The sequence below is a fragment of the Deltaproteobacteria bacterium genome, assembly GCA_035063765.1.
Classification (GTDB): Bacteria; Myxococcota_A; UBA9160; order UBA9160; family PR03; genus CAADGG01.
In genome coordinates, this window is sequence record JAPSFT010000007.1 from 127,218 (window position 1) to 145,782 (window position 18,565).

Annotated in this window: 14 protein-coding genes; 7 read left to right on the forward strand and 7 right to left on the reverse strand. The window is 75.2% G+C overall.

Translation table 11 applies throughout. The features are described 5' to 3' along the window. Positions 1-12: 12 nt before the first annotated feature. Positions 13-564, reverse strand: coding sequence for a VOC family protein (locus tag OZ948_07045; protein MEB2344476.1), 552 nt, complete (start codon positions 562-564; stop codon positions 13-15). A 111-nt stretch (positions 565-675) separates the two neighbouring features. Beyond that, positions 676-1,581: a sialidase family protein gene (locus OZ948_07050; GenBank protein MEB2344477.1), complete on the reverse strand. Its 906-nt coding sequence runs from the start codon at positions 1,579-1,581 to the stop codon at positions 676-678. Between the two features lie 122 nt (positions 1,582-1,703). Between OZ948_07050 and OZ948_07055 the strand changes: the two genes are divergently transcribed. The 3 genes from OZ948_07055 to OZ948_07065 all read left to right on the forward strand — a co-directional run bounded on the left by OZ948_07055 (position 1,704) and on the right by OZ948_07065 (position 5,587). Further along, positions 1,704-2,810: an MBL fold metallo-hydrolase gene (locus OZ948_07055; protein ID MEB2344478.1), complete on the forward strand. Its 1,107-nt coding sequence runs from the start codon at positions 1,704-1,706 to the stop codon at positions 2,808-2,810. Positions 2,811-2,900: 90 nt separating this feature from the next. Further along, positions 2,901-3,290 (forward strand): SCP-2 sterol transfer family protein, encoded by a 390-nt coding sequence (locus OZ948_07060; GenBank protein ID MEB2344479.1) that lies wholly within the window; start codon positions 2,901-2,903, stop codon positions 3,288-3,290. A 176-nt stretch (positions 3,291-3,466) separates the two neighbouring features. Then, the gene (locus tag OZ948_07065; GenBank protein MEB2344480.1) at positions 3,467-5,587 is read left to right on the forward strand and encodes an amylo-alpha-1,6-glucosidase; all 2,121 of its coding nucleotides are present in this window, start codon (positions 3,467-3,469) and stop codon (positions 5,585-5,587) included. Here OZ948_07065 and OZ948_07070 read toward each other — a convergent pair. Further along, positions 5,538-6,644, reverse strand: coding sequence for a glycosyltransferase family 4 protein (locus tag OZ948_07070; GenBank protein MEB2344481.1), 1,107 nt, complete (start codon positions 6,642-6,644; stop codon positions 5,538-5,540). The genes OZ948_07065 and OZ948_07070 overlap by 50 nt on opposite strands. A gap of 380 nt (positions 6,645-7,024) precedes the next feature. On the opposite strand from OZ948_07070, the gene OZ948_07075 reads away from it, so the two are divergent. Both OZ948_07075 and OZ948_07080 read left to right on the forward strand, forming a co-directional pair. Further along, positions 7,025-7,510, forward strand: coding sequence for a DNA starvation/stationary phase protection protein (locus OZ948_07075; GenBank protein ID MEB2344482.1), 486 nt, complete (start codon positions 7,025-7,027; stop codon positions 7,508-7,510). A gap of 11 nt (positions 7,511-7,521) precedes the next feature. After that, the gene (locus OZ948_07080; protein ID MEB2344483.1) at positions 7,522-7,698 is read left to right on the forward strand and encodes a hypothetical protein; all 177 of its coding nucleotides are present in this window, start codon (positions 7,522-7,524) and stop codon (positions 7,696-7,698) included. Here OZ948_07080 and OZ948_07085 read toward each other — a convergent pair. Both OZ948_07085 and OZ948_07090 read right to left on the reverse strand, forming a co-directional pair. Continuing rightward, positions 7,695-10,208 carry a tetratricopeptide repeat protein gene (locus OZ948_07085; GenBank protein MEB2344484.1) on the reverse strand — a complete coding sequence of 838 codons (2,514 nt, stop codon included), beginning with the start codon at positions 10,206-10,208 and terminating at the stop codon, positions 7,695-7,697. The genes OZ948_07080 and OZ948_07085 overlap by 4 nt on opposite strands. After that, entirely contained in the window at positions 10,205-12,589 is a 2,385-nt protein-coding gene (locus OZ948_07090) for a tetratricopeptide repeat protein (protein MEB2344485.1), read from the reverse strand. The genes OZ948_07085 and OZ948_07090 overlap by 4 nt, the downstream gene beginning before the upstream one ends. 372 nt (positions 12,590-12,961) lie before the next feature. On the opposite strand from OZ948_07090, the gene OZ948_07095 reads away from it, so the two are divergent. Next, positions 12,962-13,702, forward strand: coding sequence for a hypothetical protein (locus tag OZ948_07095; protein MEB2344486.1), 741 nt, complete (start codon positions 12,962-12,964; stop codon positions 13,700-13,702). A gap of 134 nt (positions 13,703-13,836) precedes the next feature. Then, positions 13,837-15,321: a sulfatase gene (locus OZ948_07100; GenBank protein ID MEB2344487.1), complete on the forward strand. Its 1,485-nt coding sequence runs from the start codon at positions 13,837-13,839 to the stop codon at positions 15,319-15,321. A 45-nt stretch (positions 15,322-15,366) separates the two neighbouring features. Here the strand turns inward: OZ948_07100 and OZ948_07105 are convergent, their stop codons facing one another. Together OZ948_07105 and OZ948_07110 are read right to left on the reverse strand one after the other, a co-directional pair. Beyond that, positions 15,367-17,436, reverse strand: a complete 2,070-nt coding sequence (locus OZ948_07105; protein MEB2344488.1) for a sulfatase — start codon at positions 17,434-17,436, stop codon at positions 15,367-15,369. 16 nt (positions 17,437-17,452) lie between these two features. Further along, positions 17,453-18,550, reverse strand: coding sequence for a hypothetical protein (locus tag OZ948_07110; protein ID MEB2344489.1), 1,098 nt, complete (start codon positions 18,548-18,550; stop codon positions 17,453-17,455). Positions 18,551-18,565: the final 15 nt, after the last annotated feature.

The following is an 18,565-nucleotide window of genomic DNA, read 5'->3' on the forward strand; positions in this document are numbered from 1 at the left end:
GCGCCTCGCGGGCTACGCCCGGCGGGCGATGCTCGGCTCCTTGCGGGTCTCCTCGGGGATCTCCGCCGGCGGGAGGCGCAGCAGGCGGAGCGCCTCCTCCTCGGTCTGGGCGAAGTGCGCGGCGTCGGTGGTCACGCAGAACTCGACCAGGATGCCGTTCGGGTCCACGAGGTAGAGCGAGGTCGCCCAGCCGTGGTCGATCTCGTGCATGTTCTCGACGCCGCGCCGGCGCAGCCGCGCCTTCATGGCCTCGAGCTCCTCGAGCGAGTCGAGCGCGAAGGCGAGGTGGTTGACCCAGATCGGCAGGCCGTTGCCGGACGAGATGGCCGTCCGGTAGTCCGGCTCCTCGCCCACGTCGCTCACCACGAAGAAGGCGAGGCACTCCCCCTGCCCCATGTCGAAGAAGAAGTGCCGGAAGTAGCCGTCGCCCTGCCGGTGGTTCTCGGTGCGCACGAGCTTCATCCCGAGCTTGTTCGTGTAGAAGTCGTAGGTCGCCTCGGGATCCCGGGTCACGTAGGCGACGTGGTGCAGGTGTCGGGATCGGACCGCGGTATCGCTGCGCATGGATGGAGCCGCCTCCTGCCCGGCGGGTCCTCCGGATCGCGGGAGCGCTCCGCTCCCCGTTCCGGGTCCCGCGAGGTCGGAGCCGAGTGTATCCGCTCCCGGCCGCGGCCGTCAGGGTGTCGCGCGCGAGAGCGCGAGCAGGGAGTCGACCGGGAAGCGCGCCATCCGGATGTCGCTCCGCAGCAGCATCCCGAGGAGCCAGGGGTAGTCGCGGTCGATCCGGCTCGTGTAGTAGTCGACGTGGACGAAGCCGTTGCGCACGACCACGCCGGCGTAGGAGGTGTCGCCCGCGCTCGGCAGGTCGGAGAGGTGGACGAGCCGCCCGGGCTCGACCCGGTAGAGCGCCGTGCGCTTGCGCGACAGGACCCCTCCCAGGCGGGTCCACCAGCCGCGGGCCCCGGGCTGGTGGCGCGCCACCGCGAAGACCGTGTCGCCGACCCGGAACAGCGCCGGGCCGTCGAGACGCGTCACCTGGGAGCGGGCCGTCCGCCAGGTCGTGTAGGGCGGATCGGCGACCGCGATCGCGGTGCCCGCGTCGCAGTGACCTAGGACGGTGTCGGGCGTCACCTCGAGCCGCGCGGTGGCGAGCAGGCGGCCGCCGGGCAGGAACTCGAGGGCGGTCTCGTCGTTGCCGTCGCCGCGGTGGATCGCCGAGACCCGCTCCCAGCCCCGGCCGTCGCGCGAGCGCAGCAGGATCGACTCGCCGTGGTCCCTCCAGTAGGCCGGCACGTACCAGGTCGCACCGCCGTCCGGCGACTTCGGGCGCCAGAACAGCCAGCCCTCGGGACCGACCGGCTCGAAGGGGGTCCAGGTGACGGCGTCGTCGCTGGTGGCGGCGTCGCGCCACCAGATCATGTCGGTGTTGGAGTTGTGCATGCCGTCGGCGACGGCGTCCCAGTGCTCGAGCGCGAGCCGCGCGTCCACGACGGCCCGGTTGGGACGCAGCCACGCCTGGAGGAGCAGCGCGACGAGCCCGCAGCGGGAGGCGGCGAGGAGGATCGCGAGGGGGCGCAGCACGGCAGCGGCAACGGTAGCCACGAGCGGGGCGGCCGCCTGCGCGCGGGAGGCGGTCTCCGGGAACGGGGCCTGCGGCTTGGGGGGTGCTCGCCTGATCGCAAACCCCTACCCTGCGCGACCCCGTGTCGCACACGCATCCGCATCCGCATCCGCCTTCCCCCGAGCCCCGCAAGCCCAAGCAGGAGCAGGAGCCGGCGGCGCGCGAGATCCGCGAGGTGGCGCCGAACCTGCTCCGCATGCAGCTCCCGATCGCGATGCCGGGGCTCGGGCACGTGAACATGTACGCGCTCGTCGACGAGCGCGGCGCGGCCGTCGTCGATCCCGGCCTCCCGACACCGGGGAGCTGGAAGGCGGTCCGTGACCGCCTCGCCCAGGCCGGCCTGCGCCCGAAGCACGTCCACACCGTGATCGTCACGCACTCGCACCCCGACCACTTCGGGGGCGCCGCCCGCCTCGCCCGCGAGGCGGGCGCGCAGGTGGTGGCGCACCGCTCGTTCCGCTTCGGCGTGGTCGAGGCGACGCAGGATCCCGAGGTCTCGGTCGACGATCTCAGCGCCTCGGGTGCCAACGACGAGGCGCAGCGCCGGATCCTCGCCGGCTGGAACCATCGGACGCCGTGGGGCGGCCAGCATCCGCGCCCCCCCTTCAAGATGCGGCTGCGCTGGCGGGTCGCGCGCTGGCTCGGCGGCTCCTTCGTGCCGGCCGTGACCAGGCCGGTCGCCGCCGGCGAGGTGCTGCGCCTGGGCGGGCGCGAGTGGGTGGTGCGCCACACCCCCGGCCACACCGAGGACCACATCTGCCTGCACGATCCCGCCGACGGGCTCTTCCTCTCGGGCGACCACGTGCTGCCCACGATCACGCCGCACATCTCGGGCCTCGCCCTCTCGAAGGACCCGCTCGAGGGGTTCTTCGCCTCGCTCGACCAGGCCGCGGCGGTGCCGGGCGTGCGGCTGGTCCTGCCCGCGCACGGCCATCCCTTCACCGACCTCGCCGCCCGCTGCGCCGCGATCAAGCAGCACCACTACGACCGCCTCGACACGGTGAAGCGGATCGGGCGCGAGCTCGGCCCCGCCACCGTGCAGGCCTTCTCCCGCAAGCTCTTCCGGCCGCGGAGCTGGGGCGAGATGGCCGAGAGCGAGACCTACGCCCACCTCGAGCACCTGCGCCTGGCCGGCGCCGCGCAGGCGCGCCGCGGCGCGGACGGCTTCCTCGTCTACGAGACGGGCTGAGCCGGCGCCATCGGCGAAAGCGGGGGAACGAGCTATATCCGCCGGGCGGCCCCGCTCCCCGGGGCCGATCCACCAGGAGTCGCTCGTCCCATGGGCCAGGTCTTCCTCTCCCCCGGCTGGTTCGCCGAAGTCGACCGGATCATCACCGAGATCGACCCGCCGGTGCCCGCCGCCGTCCAGGATCTCGTCATCAACTTCCGCGTGAAGGGCGGCCCCGAAGGCGACGTCGAGGCGCGCATGGCGGGCGGGCGCCTGCTCGCGGGCTTCGGCGAGGGTGCGCCGACCACCGTCAACGTCCCGTTCGAGATCCTGCGCAAGATGCTGGTCGAGAACGACCAGAACGCCGCGATGCAGGCCTTCATGGCCGGACAGATCCAGGTCGAGGGCGACATGACGCGGCTCATGGCGATGCAGGCCGCCGGGCCGCCGAGTGCCGAGAGCCAGCAGGTCGCCGAGCGCATCCGCGCGATGACCGCGTAGCCGGCGGCGCGCCCCGCGCGGCGCTGCGCCGCTCACCGGGGCGGCGCGCGTGCGTTGATCGATCACGAGAGCCGTCTACCCTCGCGGGACGCCCCGTTCCGCGTGCGGAGGACGCCCTGAAGCCCCTCGGCCCCGTCGCGAGCGACGCCGATCCGGGCGGCGTACCGCCGTCCGACGTGATCGAGGTCGACGACCGCTTCTACATCCTCGCCACCTCGGATCGGCTCGACGAGCGAACGCGGGTGCTGAAGACCGGCGACACCTTCGCGGTGCTCGACCGGCGCGGCGACGCGCGCCAGCTCGGGCGCGGCGAGCAGGGGCTGTTCCACCGCGGCACCCGCTACCTGTCGCACCTCGAGCTCGGCCTCGGCGGCGAGCGGCCGCTGCTCCTGGGCTCCTCCGTGCGCAGCGACTCCAAGGTCGTCACCGTCGACCTCACCAACCCCGATCTGCGTCAGGGCGAGCACCTGGTCCTGCCGCGGGGCTGGCTGCACGTCTCGCGGACGCTGACGCTGCTCGCCGGCGGCCTCGACGAGGTCATCGAGGTCACGAACTTCGGGATGGCCCACGCCGAGACGACCCTCCGCCTGCGGGTCGACGCCGACTTCGCCGACATCTTCGAGGTGCGGGGCTTCCGGCGCGAGCGACGCGGAGAGCGGCTGCCGGCGCCCGCTGCGAGCGACGCGATCGAGCTCGGCTACCGGGGTCTGGACGGGGTCGAGCGCTGGACGCGCGTCACCTGCGAGCCCCCGGCGCGGATCGCCGGCCGCGAGCTCGTGATCGACGTCCGCCTCGGGCCCCGCGAGACCCGACACCATCGCGTGCAGGTCCGGACGCGCGAGACACCGGGGCACCCGGCGGGCGCCGCGCGCGCGCACCCCCTCCGCGCGGACCCCGCCGCCCGCCTCGAGACCTCGAGCCTGCGCTGGAACGACTGGCTCCACCGCTCGTCGGCCGACCTTGCGATCCTCGCCACCGAGACCGAGCTCGGGCCCTACCCGTACGCCGGCATTCCCTGGTTCAGCACGCCCTTCGGGCGCGACGGCCTCGTCACCGCGCTCGAGCGGCTGTGGCTCGACCCGTCGCTGGCGCGCGGTGTGCTCTCCTACCTGGCGGCGACGCAGGCGACCACGTCGGATCCCGAGCGCGACGCCGAGCCGGGCAAGATCCTCCACGAGGCGCGCCACGGCGAGCTGGCGGCCCTCGGCGAGGTGCCCTTCGGCTGCTACTACGGGAGCGTCGACGCCACGCCGCTCTTCGTCGCGCTGGCCGGCGCCTACTTCGAGCGCACCGCCGACCGCGAGCTCGTGGCCGGGCTCTGGCCGCAGGTCGAGGCGGCGCTCGCGCGCATCGACGCGGACTGCGACGAGCGTGGCTTCCTCGTCTACCAGCGGCGCTCGCGCCGGGGCCTGGTCCAGCAGGGCTGGAAGGACTCGAGCGACTCGATCAGCCACGCCGACGGCACGCTCGCGGAGGGGCCGATCGCGCTCTGCGAGGTGCAGGGCTACGTGCATCTCGCCCGGCGCGAGGCCGCGCGCATCGCCCGGGCGCTCGGCAACGAGGAGCGCGCGCTCGCGCTCGAGGCGCAGGCCGCGGCGCTCGCGCGGCGCTTCGAGCGCGCCTTCTGGTGCGACGAGATCGGCAGCTACGCGCTGGCGCTCGACGGCAAGGGGGAGCCGTGCCGGGTGCGCGCCTCGAACGCCGGCCACTGCCTCTACACCGGGATCGCTTCGCCGGCGCGCGCGCGCCGGGTCGCCGAGGGCCTGTTCCAGGGCGACCTCTTCTCGGGCTGGGGTGTGCGCACGCTCGCCGCGGGCGAGCGCCGCTACAACCCGATGTCGTATCACAACGGCTCGGTCTGGCCGCACGACAACGCGCTGATCGCGCAGGGGCTCGCGCGCTACGGCTTCGAGCGCGACGCGCTCGTCCTGCTCGAGGCCGCCTTCGACGCCAGCCGCTGCGTGGACCTGCACCGGATGCCGGAGCTCGTGTGCGGCTTCGCGCGGCGCCTCGACGACGGGCCGGTAGCCTACCCGCTTGCGTGTACGCCTCAGGCCTGGGCAGCCGGCGCCGTGTTCCTGATGCTCCAGGCCGTGCTCGGGCTCACGATCTCCGCGCCGCGGCGCGAGCTCCGCCTGGTCCGGCCGCTGCTGCCGCGCAGCCTCGCCGAGCTGCGCATCCGCGACCTGCGCGTCGGCGACGCGCAGGTCGACCTCGACCTCGCGCGGCGCGGCGAGCACGTGATGGTCAGTGCGGTGTCGCGCCGAGGTCGGGTCCGGGTGCTGGTCGAGAGCTAGGGACCCGGGCCGGCGCCAGCCGAGGCGAGGCCGCTTCGGCGACGGCGCGCTCGTAGAGCGCCAGGTAGTCGCGCGCCATGCGCTCGGCGGTGAAGCGCGCCTCGAAGGCCGCGCGGCACGCCGCGCGGTCCAGGCGCGCCACCCGCTCGAGGGCCGCCACGGCGCCGTCGACGTCGTCGACGACGAGACCGGTGACGCCCGGCTCGATCACCTCGCGCACCGAGCCGCCGGGAAGGGCGAGGACCGGCGTCCCACAGGCCATCGCCTCGATCATCACGAGCCCGAAGGGCTCGGGCCAGTCGATCGGGAACAGGAGCGCCAGTGCCTCGCCGAGGAAGGCGCTCTTGTCGGCCTCGCCGATCTCGCCCACGAACTCGACGAAGGGCCCGTCGAGGAGCGGCGCGATCACGGTCTCGAAGTAGGCACGGTCGACCTCGTCCACCTTGGCCGCGATGCGCAGCCCGATGCGCGCGCGCCGCGCGATCTCGATCGCGCGGTCCACGCGCTTCTCCGGCGAGATCCGCCCGAGGAAGGCGAGGGTGCGGCCGGGGCCGGGGTGGAAGCGGAGCCGATCGGCCGGGAGGCCATGGGGAACCGTCGCCACCCAGTTCGCGTGCGGCAGCGGCGCGCGCTGCGCGTCCGAGATCGAGACCACCGGCATCTCGTGGAACTCGCGATAGAGGGGCGCGAGCTCCGGCAGGTCGAGGCGCCCGTGCAGCGTCGTGAGCTGCGGCGTCGGCGTGCGGCGCGAGAGCGGAAAGTGGAAGTAGTCGGTGTGGTAGTGGATCAGGTCGAAGCACGCGGCACGCTTCGCCACCTCCTCGAGCATCAGCACCTGGTAGGCGAAGGGGTCGCGCACCTGCGGGTCGAGGCGCAGCGCGCGCTCGCTGCAGGGGACGAGCTGCGCGCTCGTGACGGAGTCGCCGCTCGCGAAGAGGGTCACGTCGTGGCCCAGCCGCACCAGCTCCTCGCTCAGGTACGAGACCACCCGCTCGGTCCCGCCGTAGAGCTGCGGCGGCACGCGTTCGAAGAGCGGAGCGACCTGGGCGATCCTCACCGGCTGTGTCCTCGGCCCGCGTGCATCCGCAGCAGGCTGGGGACTTCCCTCGCCACGGCGCCGCCCGCTCCTGCACGCGGCGGGCGCAGGCCCGCCCGCCGCCGGGAAGCCGTGACGCAAGAGCGATGCCAGCCCGGAGCCGCCGCGCGTGCGACCCGCGCGTCGCGCCGCCTTGCACCTTCTACAAAGCGTCCGCCGGCGACCCGTCTCGTCGCGTCGAACGGCTCGGGGAGCGCGCAGGAAGGGAGTCGGAGGCCGGCATCCTCCTTGCTTCCTTGGATCGATGCACGGCCGGAGCCCGCCGGTCAGGAGGATCCGCGATGCGGAAGAGCGTTTCGAGAGCCACCCAGGCCCCCCCCGCCAGGTCCTCGGATCGCTCGGTGCGGGAGGTTTCCCGCACGAACTCCTCCGACGCCCCGGTCGTGCGCCACCTCCAGCGGCAGGTCGCGAACGCGTTCCTGCTCCACGCCAACTACAAGCGCCACCACTGGCAGACCTACGGCCCGCTGTTCCGGGACCTCCACCGGCTCTTCGACGAGCTCGCTCGCGACGTCCTGGGGACACTCGACGAGCTCGCCGAGCGCCTGCGCATGATCGGGCAGGACCCGATCGCGATGCCCGCCGAGGTGATCGAGGCCGCGAGCGTGAAGCCCGCACGGCTCGGCCAGAGCATGCGCGACCGGGTCGAGAGCGCCGATACCGACGTGCTGACCGTGATCCACGAGATGCGCGAGGGGGTGAAGGCGGCCGACGAGGCCGGGGATCCCGGCACTGCCGACCTCTTCACCCGCTTCGTCCAGATCCACGAGAAGCACGAGTGGTGGCTGCGCGACGTGCTCGAGCGCGGCGACGGCCTCGTGAGCTGAGGGGCGCGCGGATGATCCGGGCAGGGGAGACCGCCAGGCTGACGCTGGGCGAGTGGATCGCGGCCGTCGTGGACGCGGCCAGCGACGAACGCCAGGGCATCGCGCGGGTGGCCTCGATGCTCCGCCGCGGGACGATCCGGCGCAGCCGTCCGCCCGGCGCACCGGCGCCGATCCCGCCGGCCGGCTAGGACGGGCCAGCGCCTTCCGCCGCGGCGCGTGCCTCCTCGAGCGAAGCCCGCGCCTCGCCCGCCTCGTCGAACGCGGGATCGAGCGAGAGCGCCGCCTCGAACGCGTTCACGGCCTCCGCGGGCCGCCCGAGCCCCTGCAGCGCGAGCCCCTTGCGGAACAGGTACTCGGCGCGCGGGCCTCCCTGCCGCCGGGCGAGCTCGATCGCCCGGTCGAACTGCTCGAGCGCGGCGGCGTGGAGCCCCTTCTGGAGGTAGACGGAGCCCAGGGTGTCGGAGTAGGTGGGCTGCTCCGCGCCGCTCGCGACCGCTTCCTGCGCGAGCGTGAGGGCGCGCTCGAGATCCCGCTGGTCGCGCGCGAGCAGGCGCGCCAGCTCGTTCTTCGCGGGCGCACCGCCGCCATCCTGGACCACCTCCTCGAGCGTCCGGATCGCATCTTCGTCGCGGCCCTCGGCGGCGTACAGGCGCGCCAGCACGCTGCGCGCCGCTGGCGGCAGCGAGCCGTCGGCCAGCACGCCCTCGAAGGCCGTGATGGCGTCGGCGCTCCGGCCCTGCTGGGCGTAGAGGCCGGCGACCAGCTCGGCAGCGCCCGGGATCCCCGGCGCCGCGCGAAACCCCTCGAGCGCGTCCTGCTCCGCGCCTGCCGGGTCGCCGGCCTGCGCGCGGAAGCGCGCTCGCAGCAGGCGCAGGCCCGGGGCGTCGCCCGGGGCGCGCCTCTCGAGGTAGTCGTCGAGCCGCGCGAGCCCCTCCTCGCGGCGCCCGGCTGCGACGTCGAACACCACGAGCTGCTGGAGCAGCGCCTGCGCGTCGGGATCGGCGGCGAGGCCCTCCTCGAGGAACCGGCGGGCGCGGGCCGGGTCGGCGGCACCTTCGCGCTGCGCGTACAGGAGCCGCGCCGCGGGCGACGCCGAGGAGGACGTCAGCAGGGCGTCGAGCCGCTTCCTCGCCTCGCTCGCCCGGTCGGTCTCGTAGAGCGCCTCGATCACGGCGAGCTGCTGCTCCGCGTCGAGCGCACGGCCGCTCTCCTCGAGGGCCTTCGCCGAACTCAGCAGCCCCGCCCAGTCCCGGCTGGCGCGCTGGATCGCGAGCCGGAGCGCCTGGCCCGCGGGCCATCCCCCGCGTGCGATCCGAGCGCCCCGATCCACGGCCTCCTTGGCGGCCGCGACGTTTCCGAGGCGCAGATGGGCTTCGGCGAGCATCTCCAGCGCGCGCAGGCTCTCGGCCCCGGCGGTGACCGCGTCGAGCTCCCGCACCGCGTCCTCGAGCCGGTCCTCGCGCATCGCCCGCAGAGCGCCGGCCAGCCGCACGTTGGGGTCCTCGGGCGACGCCGCCTGCATGCGCTCGACCAGGGCCCCCGCGTCCGCGGCGCGGCCCGCACGGTAGAGCAGCTCGGCGAGCGCAAGCTGGGCGGCGGTCGGGTCGTCCACCTGGCCCACCGCCGCCTCGAGCGCGGCCACGGCGCCGGCGAGGTCGCCGCGCTCGACCAGCGCCTCGGCGCGGATCATGTGCGCGGCGCTCACCCGCGGCTGCTTCGCGAGCATGCGTGCGTAGACCGCGTCGTCGGAGCGCCCGAGCCGGCGCTCGTGCGTCGCGAGCGCGCCCCACGCGACGAGGTTCGAGGGATCGCGCTCGACGATCCGCTCGAGCACCTCGTGGATCACGCCGTCGTCGTTGGTCGCGACGGCGAACGAGAAGGCCGTCTCGCTGGCCGCGCGCACGCGGGCGGCGTCGCCCCCGCGGCCGGCGAGGTCGATGAGCGACAGGTAGGCGGCCGTCGCGTCGGCGCGGTGGCCCGGCCACGCGGCCAGCACCCGCGCGCGCTCGAACACCGCCATGATGTGCCGCTCGAGGTCGCCCGCCTTCTCGGACGAGGCGGCGGCGCGCGCGAACGCGTCGGCGGCGCCCTGGAACACGGCGTCCTCCGGGAGGCGAGCGGCCTGCTGCGCCACCTGGATGCGGGCCTGGTAGGCGCGGCCCAGCCGGAGCTGGGTCTCCGCGTCGTCGGGGGCGAGCTCGACGGCGGTGCGTGCCGACGCCAGCCCCCCGGCGAGGTCACTGTCGAGCAGCGCCAGGCGCGACATGAGGCCGTGCGCGCGCGCGTTGGCGGGATCACGCGCCAGCACCTCCTCGACGAGGGCGCGCGCCTGGCCGCGCTCGCTCACGGCCAGGATCTCGGCGGCGCCGAGGCGGGCCTCGTCGAGCGAAGGATCGAGCTGGTAGGCCTCCTGATAGAGGAACAGCGCGTCGGCGGCCCACGCCGGGTTCGTCGTGAGCAGGCGCGCGATCCGCAGATCCAGATCGGCGCGCCGGGGAGCGACCCGCAGCGCGTCCTGCAGCTCGAGCCACGCAGCCCCCTGGTCGCCCGCCGCGAGCAGCGTCTTCGCCTTCCCGAGATGGGCTTCGACCTGCTCCTCGGGCGAGCGGCAGGCGCCGAGCGTGCAGGCCAGCGCGAGCACGGCGAACGCGCGGAGCACGCCGCCAAGGAGCCCGCTCCCCGCCTCCGGCCGGATCACGGCTGGCCCTGCTCGAGGCTCGCGAGCTCCGCGCGCGCCGCGTCCGCTTCGGGAAAGGCGCCGGCCTCGAGCGCCTGGCGCAAGGCATTCGCGGCGCCCTCGCGATCTCCGCCCGCTTTGCGTACGAGCCCCAGGCGGTACAGCAGCGTCGGCTGCCCGGCCTCCTTCTCGAGCGCGCCCTCCAGGGTCCCGCGCGCCGCGTCGCCCTCGCCCCGCTGCATCTGGACGAACGCGAGCGTGTCGAAGGTGCGGGCGGAGGGAGCCAGGCGGGCAGCGCGCTCGGCGAGCGCGAGGGCGCCGTCGAGGTCTTCCTTGCGTTCGGCCAGGATCCAAGCGAGGTCGTTGTTCGCGCCGGCGTGGTCCGGCTGGTCCACCAGCACCAGGCGATAGCGCCGCACCGCCTCGTCGTGACGGCCGAGCGCCCCGGCCGCCTGCGCGGCCTTGAAGTCCGCCTCGGGATCGGGCAGCGGCGCGCGTGCCGCCTCGTCGAAGTGGCGCAGCGCCGCCTCGAGGTCTCCTTCCCGGGCCGCGATCGCGCCGAGGCCCGAGCGGGCCGGGCCGTAGTCCGGATCGCTCGCCGCGGCCCGCTCGAAGGCCGCCTTCGCCTCGGCGGCCCTGCCCAGCCGGAGCAGCACCCGGCCGCGCGCGTCGCGGAGCGACGCGCGCTCGGGCGCCTGGCGCAGCGCCGCGTCGATCCGCTCGAGCGCCTGCTCGCCCTGGCCCGATGCCAGCTCGGCGTCCACGAGCGCGCGCAGGGCGGCCTCGTTCGCGGGCTCCTCGAGGTCGATGCCGCTCGCCGTGATCGATCGGGCTGCCGCCTCCGCCCCGCCCGCCTGTTCGGCAACCCATGCCTTCTCGACGGCGAATGCCGCCGCCAGATCCGGGCGCTGGCCCATCTTCTCGAGCAGCTCCGCGGTCACCGGACCCATCCCCGCCGCCTGCGCGGCGCGGATCGCAGCCGCGTAGGTGCGGGCGTCCGGCGGCGCCTTCGCCGCGGTCAGGTGGCGAACCAGGTACTCGGTGGCCTCGGCGTAGCGGCCGAGCGAGCGGGCGAGCAGCCCGGCCCACAGGCCCGCCGAGGTCGCGCCCGGGTCGGTGCGCACGGCCTCGCGGTAGTGCGCGAGCGCGCGCTCGTTCTGGCCGAGGCGCTCGGCCGCGCGGCCGGCGAGGGTGCGGGCGCCCGCGTGGCTCGGGTAGGTCTCGAGCGCCTTCTCGAGCCGCTCGAGGGCACTCGCGAGCTCGCCCTTCTCGAGCAGGATGTGGCCGCGCACGATGTTCGCGAGCGCCGGATCCCCGATCTCCTTCGCGAGCTGCTCCGCGCCGTCGAGATCGCCGCTGGCGATGCGCAGGTCGGCGCGGCTCAGCAGGATCGCCCCGGCCTGCTGCGGAGCCGCAGCGGCGGCGCTCCGGAACGCCGCGTCCGCCTCCTCGGGATGCCCCAGCATCGACTCGAGATCGGCGAGCGCGAGCCATGCCTGGACGGTGCGGAAGTCCTCGGCGGCCGCGCGGGTCACGACGCGCGCCTCGTCCATCCGGCCCGCCAGCCCGAGCTGCCTCGCGTAGCCGAGCCGCAGCTCGATCGACTCGGGCGCCGCTCCGGCGGCCTCGCGCCACCGTGCGAGCACGCGCTCCTCCGGCAGCACCCGGGCCGCCGTCTCGAGGACGACCGGCTGGGTGGGGTACTCGGCGAGACACGCTTCGATGGCGGGTACGCCGCGCGTGAGGTTGCCGTCGGATCTCTCGAAGCTCGCGGCGCGCACGCCGCACGCGCGCGCGGCCTCCGCCAGGTTGCCCTCCTCGCGATGCAGCGCCTCGAGCGCCGCCAGCACCTCGCGCTCCGCGTCGAAGCGGCCGAGCGCCTCGAGCGCCGCCACCCGCAGGCCGAGCCCGCGCGCGCCGGGCTCGAGCCGGGAGAGGTGCTCGGCGTCGGCGAGCATCGCCCCGTAGTCGCCGCGGCGGTGATGGGTCCGGACCCGGAGCGCGAGCGCTTCGACCTGGTCGGGGTCGTGCTCCAGCACCTTCGTTGCCGCGGCGTGTGCCTGGTCGGTGTTGTCGGTGGCGGCGAGGACCTGCGCCAGCATGAGCCCCGCCTCGACGGCGAAGGCCTCCGTGCCGGCAGCCTCGCGCAGCGGGAAGACCGCCCCGCTGAGCTGGCCGGTCTTCGCCAGCGCGAGGCCGAGCCGGAAGCTCGCCTCGGGCTGGCCCGGCTCGTCGGCCAGCACGCTCCGCAGCGGGGCGAGCGAGCCCTCGAACTGCTGGCGGTCCTGGAGCTCCCGGGCCGCGGCCAGCCGCTCCTCGATGCTCGGCCCGCAGCCCGCGGCGGCCAGCACGGCGCCGAGCAGGAGGGCGGCAGCGCGCAGCCGGAACGGGGCTCGGGCCATGGGGGTGCGGTCCTCCTCCGATTCGGGGAACCCGGGATCCTGGCACGCGCTGGGGCTTCCTCCAAGTCGAGGACGGTCCCGTCCCCGCGAGCGTTGCGCCAGGGCGGACCCGTCGTCCCTTCCAGCTCGGAAAATCCTGCCGCGACACGGGCTTCGCAGGGGCATCCGCTCCTCGGAACGGCTCGCCGCCCCTCGCCCGCCGGGTCCCCGGGGCCCCGCGCCGTTCACGGTCCTCCGATTTTGCGTGCCACGACCCGCGGGTTGTGCCAAGCTCCGGCCAGTCTCGATCCGCAGGCTGCCGGGCCGGTGCCGTCCCGGTCGCGTGAATCTGACGTTGGACCACGGGCCATCCATCAAGGGAGTCCTCCGAACATGCGAAAGTTGCTCGCTCTCCTCGCCGCCAACGCGCTCGTCCTCGGGACGGCGGGGGTGGCCTCCGCCTACAACGGCTCCGTCTCGGCAAGCCTCAACGTGGCGATCGGAACCCTGCCGCCGGCCGGGTTCACGGGTGGCGCGGCGTCGGCTTCGTCGGCGGGCCAGGGGGGCGCGGCCACGCTCCCGGCCGGCTCGCTGAGCGGCATCTTCTCGGCCCCCATCGACCCGCCGCTCCTCGGCCTCCTCGACGGCATCGGCGTCGGCGAGCCGGGCGGCTGGCCGGGCGATCCGGCCCAGAACAACAAGCTCACCTGGAGCGGGGCGGGCGGCACGATGGCGCTCAACGGCTCGGCGTACCTGCTGATGGCCGGTGCGTCGGTGGCCGAGATCCCGCTCGGCGTGATCGGCGTCGGCGGCACCCAGATGTTCCACGTCCTCACGCTGGTGGCGGGTACGATCAACGCCAACCCGTACCAGCTCGGCGCGGTGACCCTGATGGGCGCCCTCAACGGCGAGAACCACACGCTCATGGCGACGGGCGTCGACAACCGCACCGCCGGCGGCGTGGGCCAGCTGGTGCTGGTCAGCCCGACCAACGTGAGCCTCGGTGCGATCGGGACCCTGGCGTCGATCGCGACGCTCACCCTGAACGCGCCGGAGCCCGGTGCCATGCTGCTCGGCGGCGCGGCCGTCGCGAGCCTCGTGACGCTCGGGATCCGGCGCCGGAAGCGGGCGTAGCGAGCCGCCCGGACCCCTGGCTCCTTCGCTGCGGCGGCCCTTCCGAGAGGAGGGGCCGCCGCAGCTCTTTTGCCCCGCCGTGAGCGGTTCCGTACGATTCCGGGCCCTCTTCCGCGCATGGAGAGCGTTTCCGGATGCTGCAGCGGCTGCTTGCGAAGCGCGCGCGCTGGTGGGTCGTCGCGGGCGTGCTGCTCGCTGCCGGCCTCGCGAGCCAGGTGCGGATCACGCCGCCGCCCCGCTCCGCGGGCACGCTCGCGGACCTGCGAGCACTCCGCGAGCGCGACGACCTCCACGTCGTCCTGATCCTGGTCGACACGCTGCGGGCCGACCATCTCTCGGTCTCCGGCTACGCGCGGCCGACGACACCCTTCCTCGAAGAGATCTCGCGCTACGGCATCCGCTTCGCCCGCGCCCGTTCCCAGTCGAGCTGGACCAAGACCTCGATGGCCTCGCTGTGGACCGCGCGCTACCCCGCCCGCACGGCGGTCTTCGACTACTCGCACGTCGTCCCCGAAGGCCTCGTGATGGCGGCCGAGGCCTTCCAGGCCGGAGGCTTCCGGACCACCGGCATCTACCGCAACACCTGGCTCCTGCCGAATGCCGGCTTCGACCGGGGCTTCGACGTCTACCTGCAGCCCGTCCCGAGCACCGCGCGCGCGCGCTTCCAGAGGGCCTCGCGCCCGGGCCATCACGAGCTCCAGGGCACCGATCTCGACGTCGTGGACGCCGCGCTCGAGTTCTTCCGCTCCCATCCCGGGGAGCGCTCGTTCCTCTACCTCCACCTGATGGACGCCCACCAGTACCTCTACGAGAGCGCGTCGGGGCTGTTCGGGACGAAGCTGGTGGACAGCTACGACAACGCGATCCACTGGACCGACCGCCTGCTCTCGGCCTTCTTCAAGGGGCTTGCGGACCAGGACCTCCTGCGCCGCACCCTGATCGTGATCGCCTCGGACCACGGTGAGGAGTTCATGGAGCACGGCGCCGAGGGGCACGCGCGGAACCTGTACCGCGAGGTGACGGACGTACCGCTCGTGATCTCACCGCCCTTCAACCTCGAGCAGCCGATCGTGGTCGAGGAGACGGTGCGCAACATCGACATCGTGCCGACCCTGCTCGACCTGGCGGGCCTGCCTCCGATCCCGGGCGCCGACGGCATCTCGCTGCTGCCCCTGATCGAGGCCGTCGCCGCAGGCCGCGCTCCCGGCGCCGCCGCGCCCGGGCGCGACTTCGCGCTCCTCGACCGGGCCTGGGCCGACCTCGACACGCCGCACCAGCTCACGCAGTCGATCACCGCCGGCGGCCTGCGGCTCATCGTCGAGGACTGCGTCGAGGATGGCGTCACGCTCTTCGATCTCGGCGCCGACCCGGGCGAGACCCGCAACCTCGCGCCCGACCGTCCCGAGCAGGTCGCGGCGCTGCGCGCCGAGATCGACGCGCACTTCACGGCCGCCACGGGGGAGACGCGGGCGACCGAGATGGCGCTCGACCAGGCGCAGATCGAGCGCCTCCGGGAGCTCGGCTACGTCCTCGGCGCACCCCGACCCGGAGGCGAGCCGCCGCCGACCCGCTGTCCGCCGGCGCAGGACGCGCCGGGAGCCGGCGCCGCCGCCTCCTGACGGCCCTCCCGTGCCGGCCGGCGAGAACCGGCAGGCCGGCCGCCTTCAGTCGCCGGGGTCCGGCTCGAGCGCGCGCGCGGCGGCGCGCGCCTCGGCGGCCCCGGCAAGGTCGCCCTGGGCCTCCCGCAGGGCCTCCGCAGCTCGCAGCAGGGCCCCGCTGCGCGGGTGCTCGCGCAGGGCGGCCTCGACCCGCAGCAGGGCGAGCTCCGGGCGCCCCGCTCCGTTCTCGACCTGGGCCAGCCGCAGCGCGGCGAGCGGGTCGGCGAGCAGGCGGGGCGGCGCCTGCGCGAGCAGGGCGAAGGCCGCGCTGCGATCGCCGCGTGCGAGCAGCAGGGCCGCCAGCCGCCAGAGCGCACCCGGCGCCGGCGCGCGCGCGCCGAGGGCTTCGCGATACCGGCGCTCCGCCCCGGGAAGGTCGCCGCGCTGCTCGGCGATCACCCCGAGCGTCGCGAGCGGACCGCCGGTGCCAGGCGCGAGCTCGAGCGCGCGAGCGAGGGCGGCTTCGGCGCCATCGAGCTGCCCCTCCTGCAGGCAGACTGCGGCGTCGAGCTCGTGCGCATCCGAACGCTCGGGCGCGGCGGCCAGCGCCGCGTCCGCGGCGGCGCGCGCGGCCGGGAGGTCGCCGAGCGCGAGCTCCACGAGCGCGCGCATCTGGAGCACGGCGAAGCCGCGTGCCGGGATCGGGTCGAGCCGCGCCTTCGCCTCGCGGGGCCGGTCCGCGGCGAGCAGGCCGTTCGCGTCGTGCACCGCAGCCACCGCGCCGATCGCCTCCTTCGGGTCGATCCCGTCCACCCGCCCGAGCGGCGCCAGCGCGGCGGCGGCTGGGGCGATCGCGTAGCCGAGCCGTTCGAGCTGCGCGCGCACGAGCGCGTCGCCGGCCGCCGGCGCTGCGGGCCGCGGCGCGCCCGCGAGCAGCGCGTCGAGCTCGGCCGCGAGCGCCGCAAGCCGCGCCGGCTCCTGCTGCGATAGGTCGCGCGTCTCGTCCGGGTCGGTCCCGAGCGCGTAGAGCTCGGGGCGCGGCGCGCGCACGTACTTCCAGCCGCCGCTGCGCAGGCCGAAGAGCGGGCTCCATCCCTGCTCGAGGCGGGTGGCGAGCGTCTCGAGGTACGCCGTGCGCGGCGCGTCCTCGCGGCCGGCCCAGAGCGGCTCGAGGCTGCGGCCCTCGGCCGGCACGAGCGGCGGTGCCCCCGCCAGGGCCAGCAGCGTGGGCGCCACGTCCACGAGCCGCACCTGGGCGCCGACGACCCGGCCCACCGGCACGCCGGGCCCGGCGAGCAGCAGCGGGACGTGCTGGGTGGCGTCGTAGACGCCGTAGGAGTGGGTGGGCTCGCCGTGCTCGCCGAGGCTCTCGCCGTGGTCGCTCGTCACCGCGACCAGCGTGGCGCGGTCCGGGAAGCGCGCGTCGAGCGCGGCCAGCAGGCGCCCGAGCTGCGCGTCGGCGAAGGCGATCTCGCCGGCGTAGGGCCGGGCGCGGAAGCGCGCCTCGAAGGGTGGTGGCGGCGCGTACTCGGAGTGCGGGTCGTAGAGGTGCACGAACAGGAAGAAGCGCTCGGGCGCGTGCGCCAGCCACGCCTCCACGGCCGCGACGGTCGCGTCGCCGCGGCGCTCCGCCATCGCCACCAGGCCGCGCCCCGGACCGCGGGGGGAGAGCTGGTCGTCCCAGTGCCCGAAGCCGCGCGCGAGCCCGAAGCTGCGGTCGAGCACGTAGGCCGAGACGAAGCCGGCCGTGGCGAAGCCGGCCTCGCGCATGCGCTCGGCGAGCGTCGGGTGCGCGCCGGCGAGGCGGAACACGCCGTTGTGGTGGACCCCGTGGGCGTAGGGCTCGCGAGCGGTGAGCAGCGACGCGTGGGAGGGCAGCGTGATCGGGGCCGGGCTCACGGTGTCCGCGAAGCGGGTGCCGCGCGCGGCGAGCGCATCGAGGTTCGGCGTCCAGGCGCCGGCGGCGCCCCAGGCACCGACGTGGTCGGCACGCAGGGTGTCGATGCTGACCAGCACCACGCGCGCCGGCCGCGCCGGCGGTGCCGGAGCCGTGGCGGGGGCAGCCGGCTGCACGCGTTCCTCGCCGCAGCCCGGCGCCGCGGCGAGCAGCAGGCCGCAGGCGAGCCCGCGGAGCACCCACGAGGCCCTGCGCTCACTCGACACGGAAGAGCCGGCCGCCGGCGCTCGCACCCGCCCAGAGGTGGCCGGCGAAGGCTGCGAGGCTCGCGCAGGCATCGACGCTGACGCGGCCGTCGGCGAGCGGGACCGGCGCGAACACCCCGGGCCCGGGCGCGGGCGCCACCAGCGTGAAGGTCGCGTGATCGCGCGCGCCGAACAGGCCGCGCGGCGTCAGCGCGTAGAGGTTGCCGTCGAGCTCCGCGAGGCCCGACACCAGCTCGCCCGCCAGGGTGGCGACCGGCTGCCAGCGGTCGCCGCCGTCGCTCCACAGCAACTGGAAGCGCCCCTCGGCATGCAGCGACCAGAACAGGCGCCCGCGCCCGCTCACGTACCACCGGATCGTGTCGGCTTCACCCGGGATCGCGTCGACCCCGTGCGGACGACCGGGGACCGCGGCGAAGCGCAGGTAGTCGGCCGGCGACCCGGTGCGGGCCTTCGCGACCAGCAGCTCGCCCTGGTGCTCGACCATGAACTTCAGCCGCGCCGCGCCGGCGACCGCCACCACCTGCCACGGGGCGGCCGGGCTCGCGGGCTCGCGCAGCAGCGCTCCGCGGCCGTCCTCGAGCGCGTTGGAGGTGAGCAGCACGCCGCGATGCTCGATCACGTCGTAGGTGTGGACGGCGCCGGCCAGCTCGCTCGCGACGAAGCTCTCGCCGTCGCGGCTCGTGTAGAGCCGGCCCGGTGCGATGCCCTGGGGATCCGCGTCCGGCACCCAGAGCGCGTCGCGCAGCACGCGCAGCCGCAGGAAGCCCTGGCTGAAGGGGCGATCGAGGTCGACCCGGTAGCTCGTGCCGTCGCGGGTGGAGAGCACCCGGGACCCGAAGGCGTCGAGCGGGTTCACGCCCGTCGCGAGGTAGAGCCGGCCCTGGAACACGGCGAGGTCGGCGATCACCGGGTGCGCCTGCGCCGGGTGCGCCGCCTCGACGAAGCGCGCGCCCGCGAGCAGGGGCACGCCGGGCGCGGCGTCGCGCGCCTCCGGTGCCCCGCACGCCAGCGCGAAGGGGATCGCGGCGGCGGCCGCCCGGCGCCGCCAGCACCGTCGCGGGCCCGCCCGTCGGGAGACGCGTGTCATCGGCGCGGGAGGCTA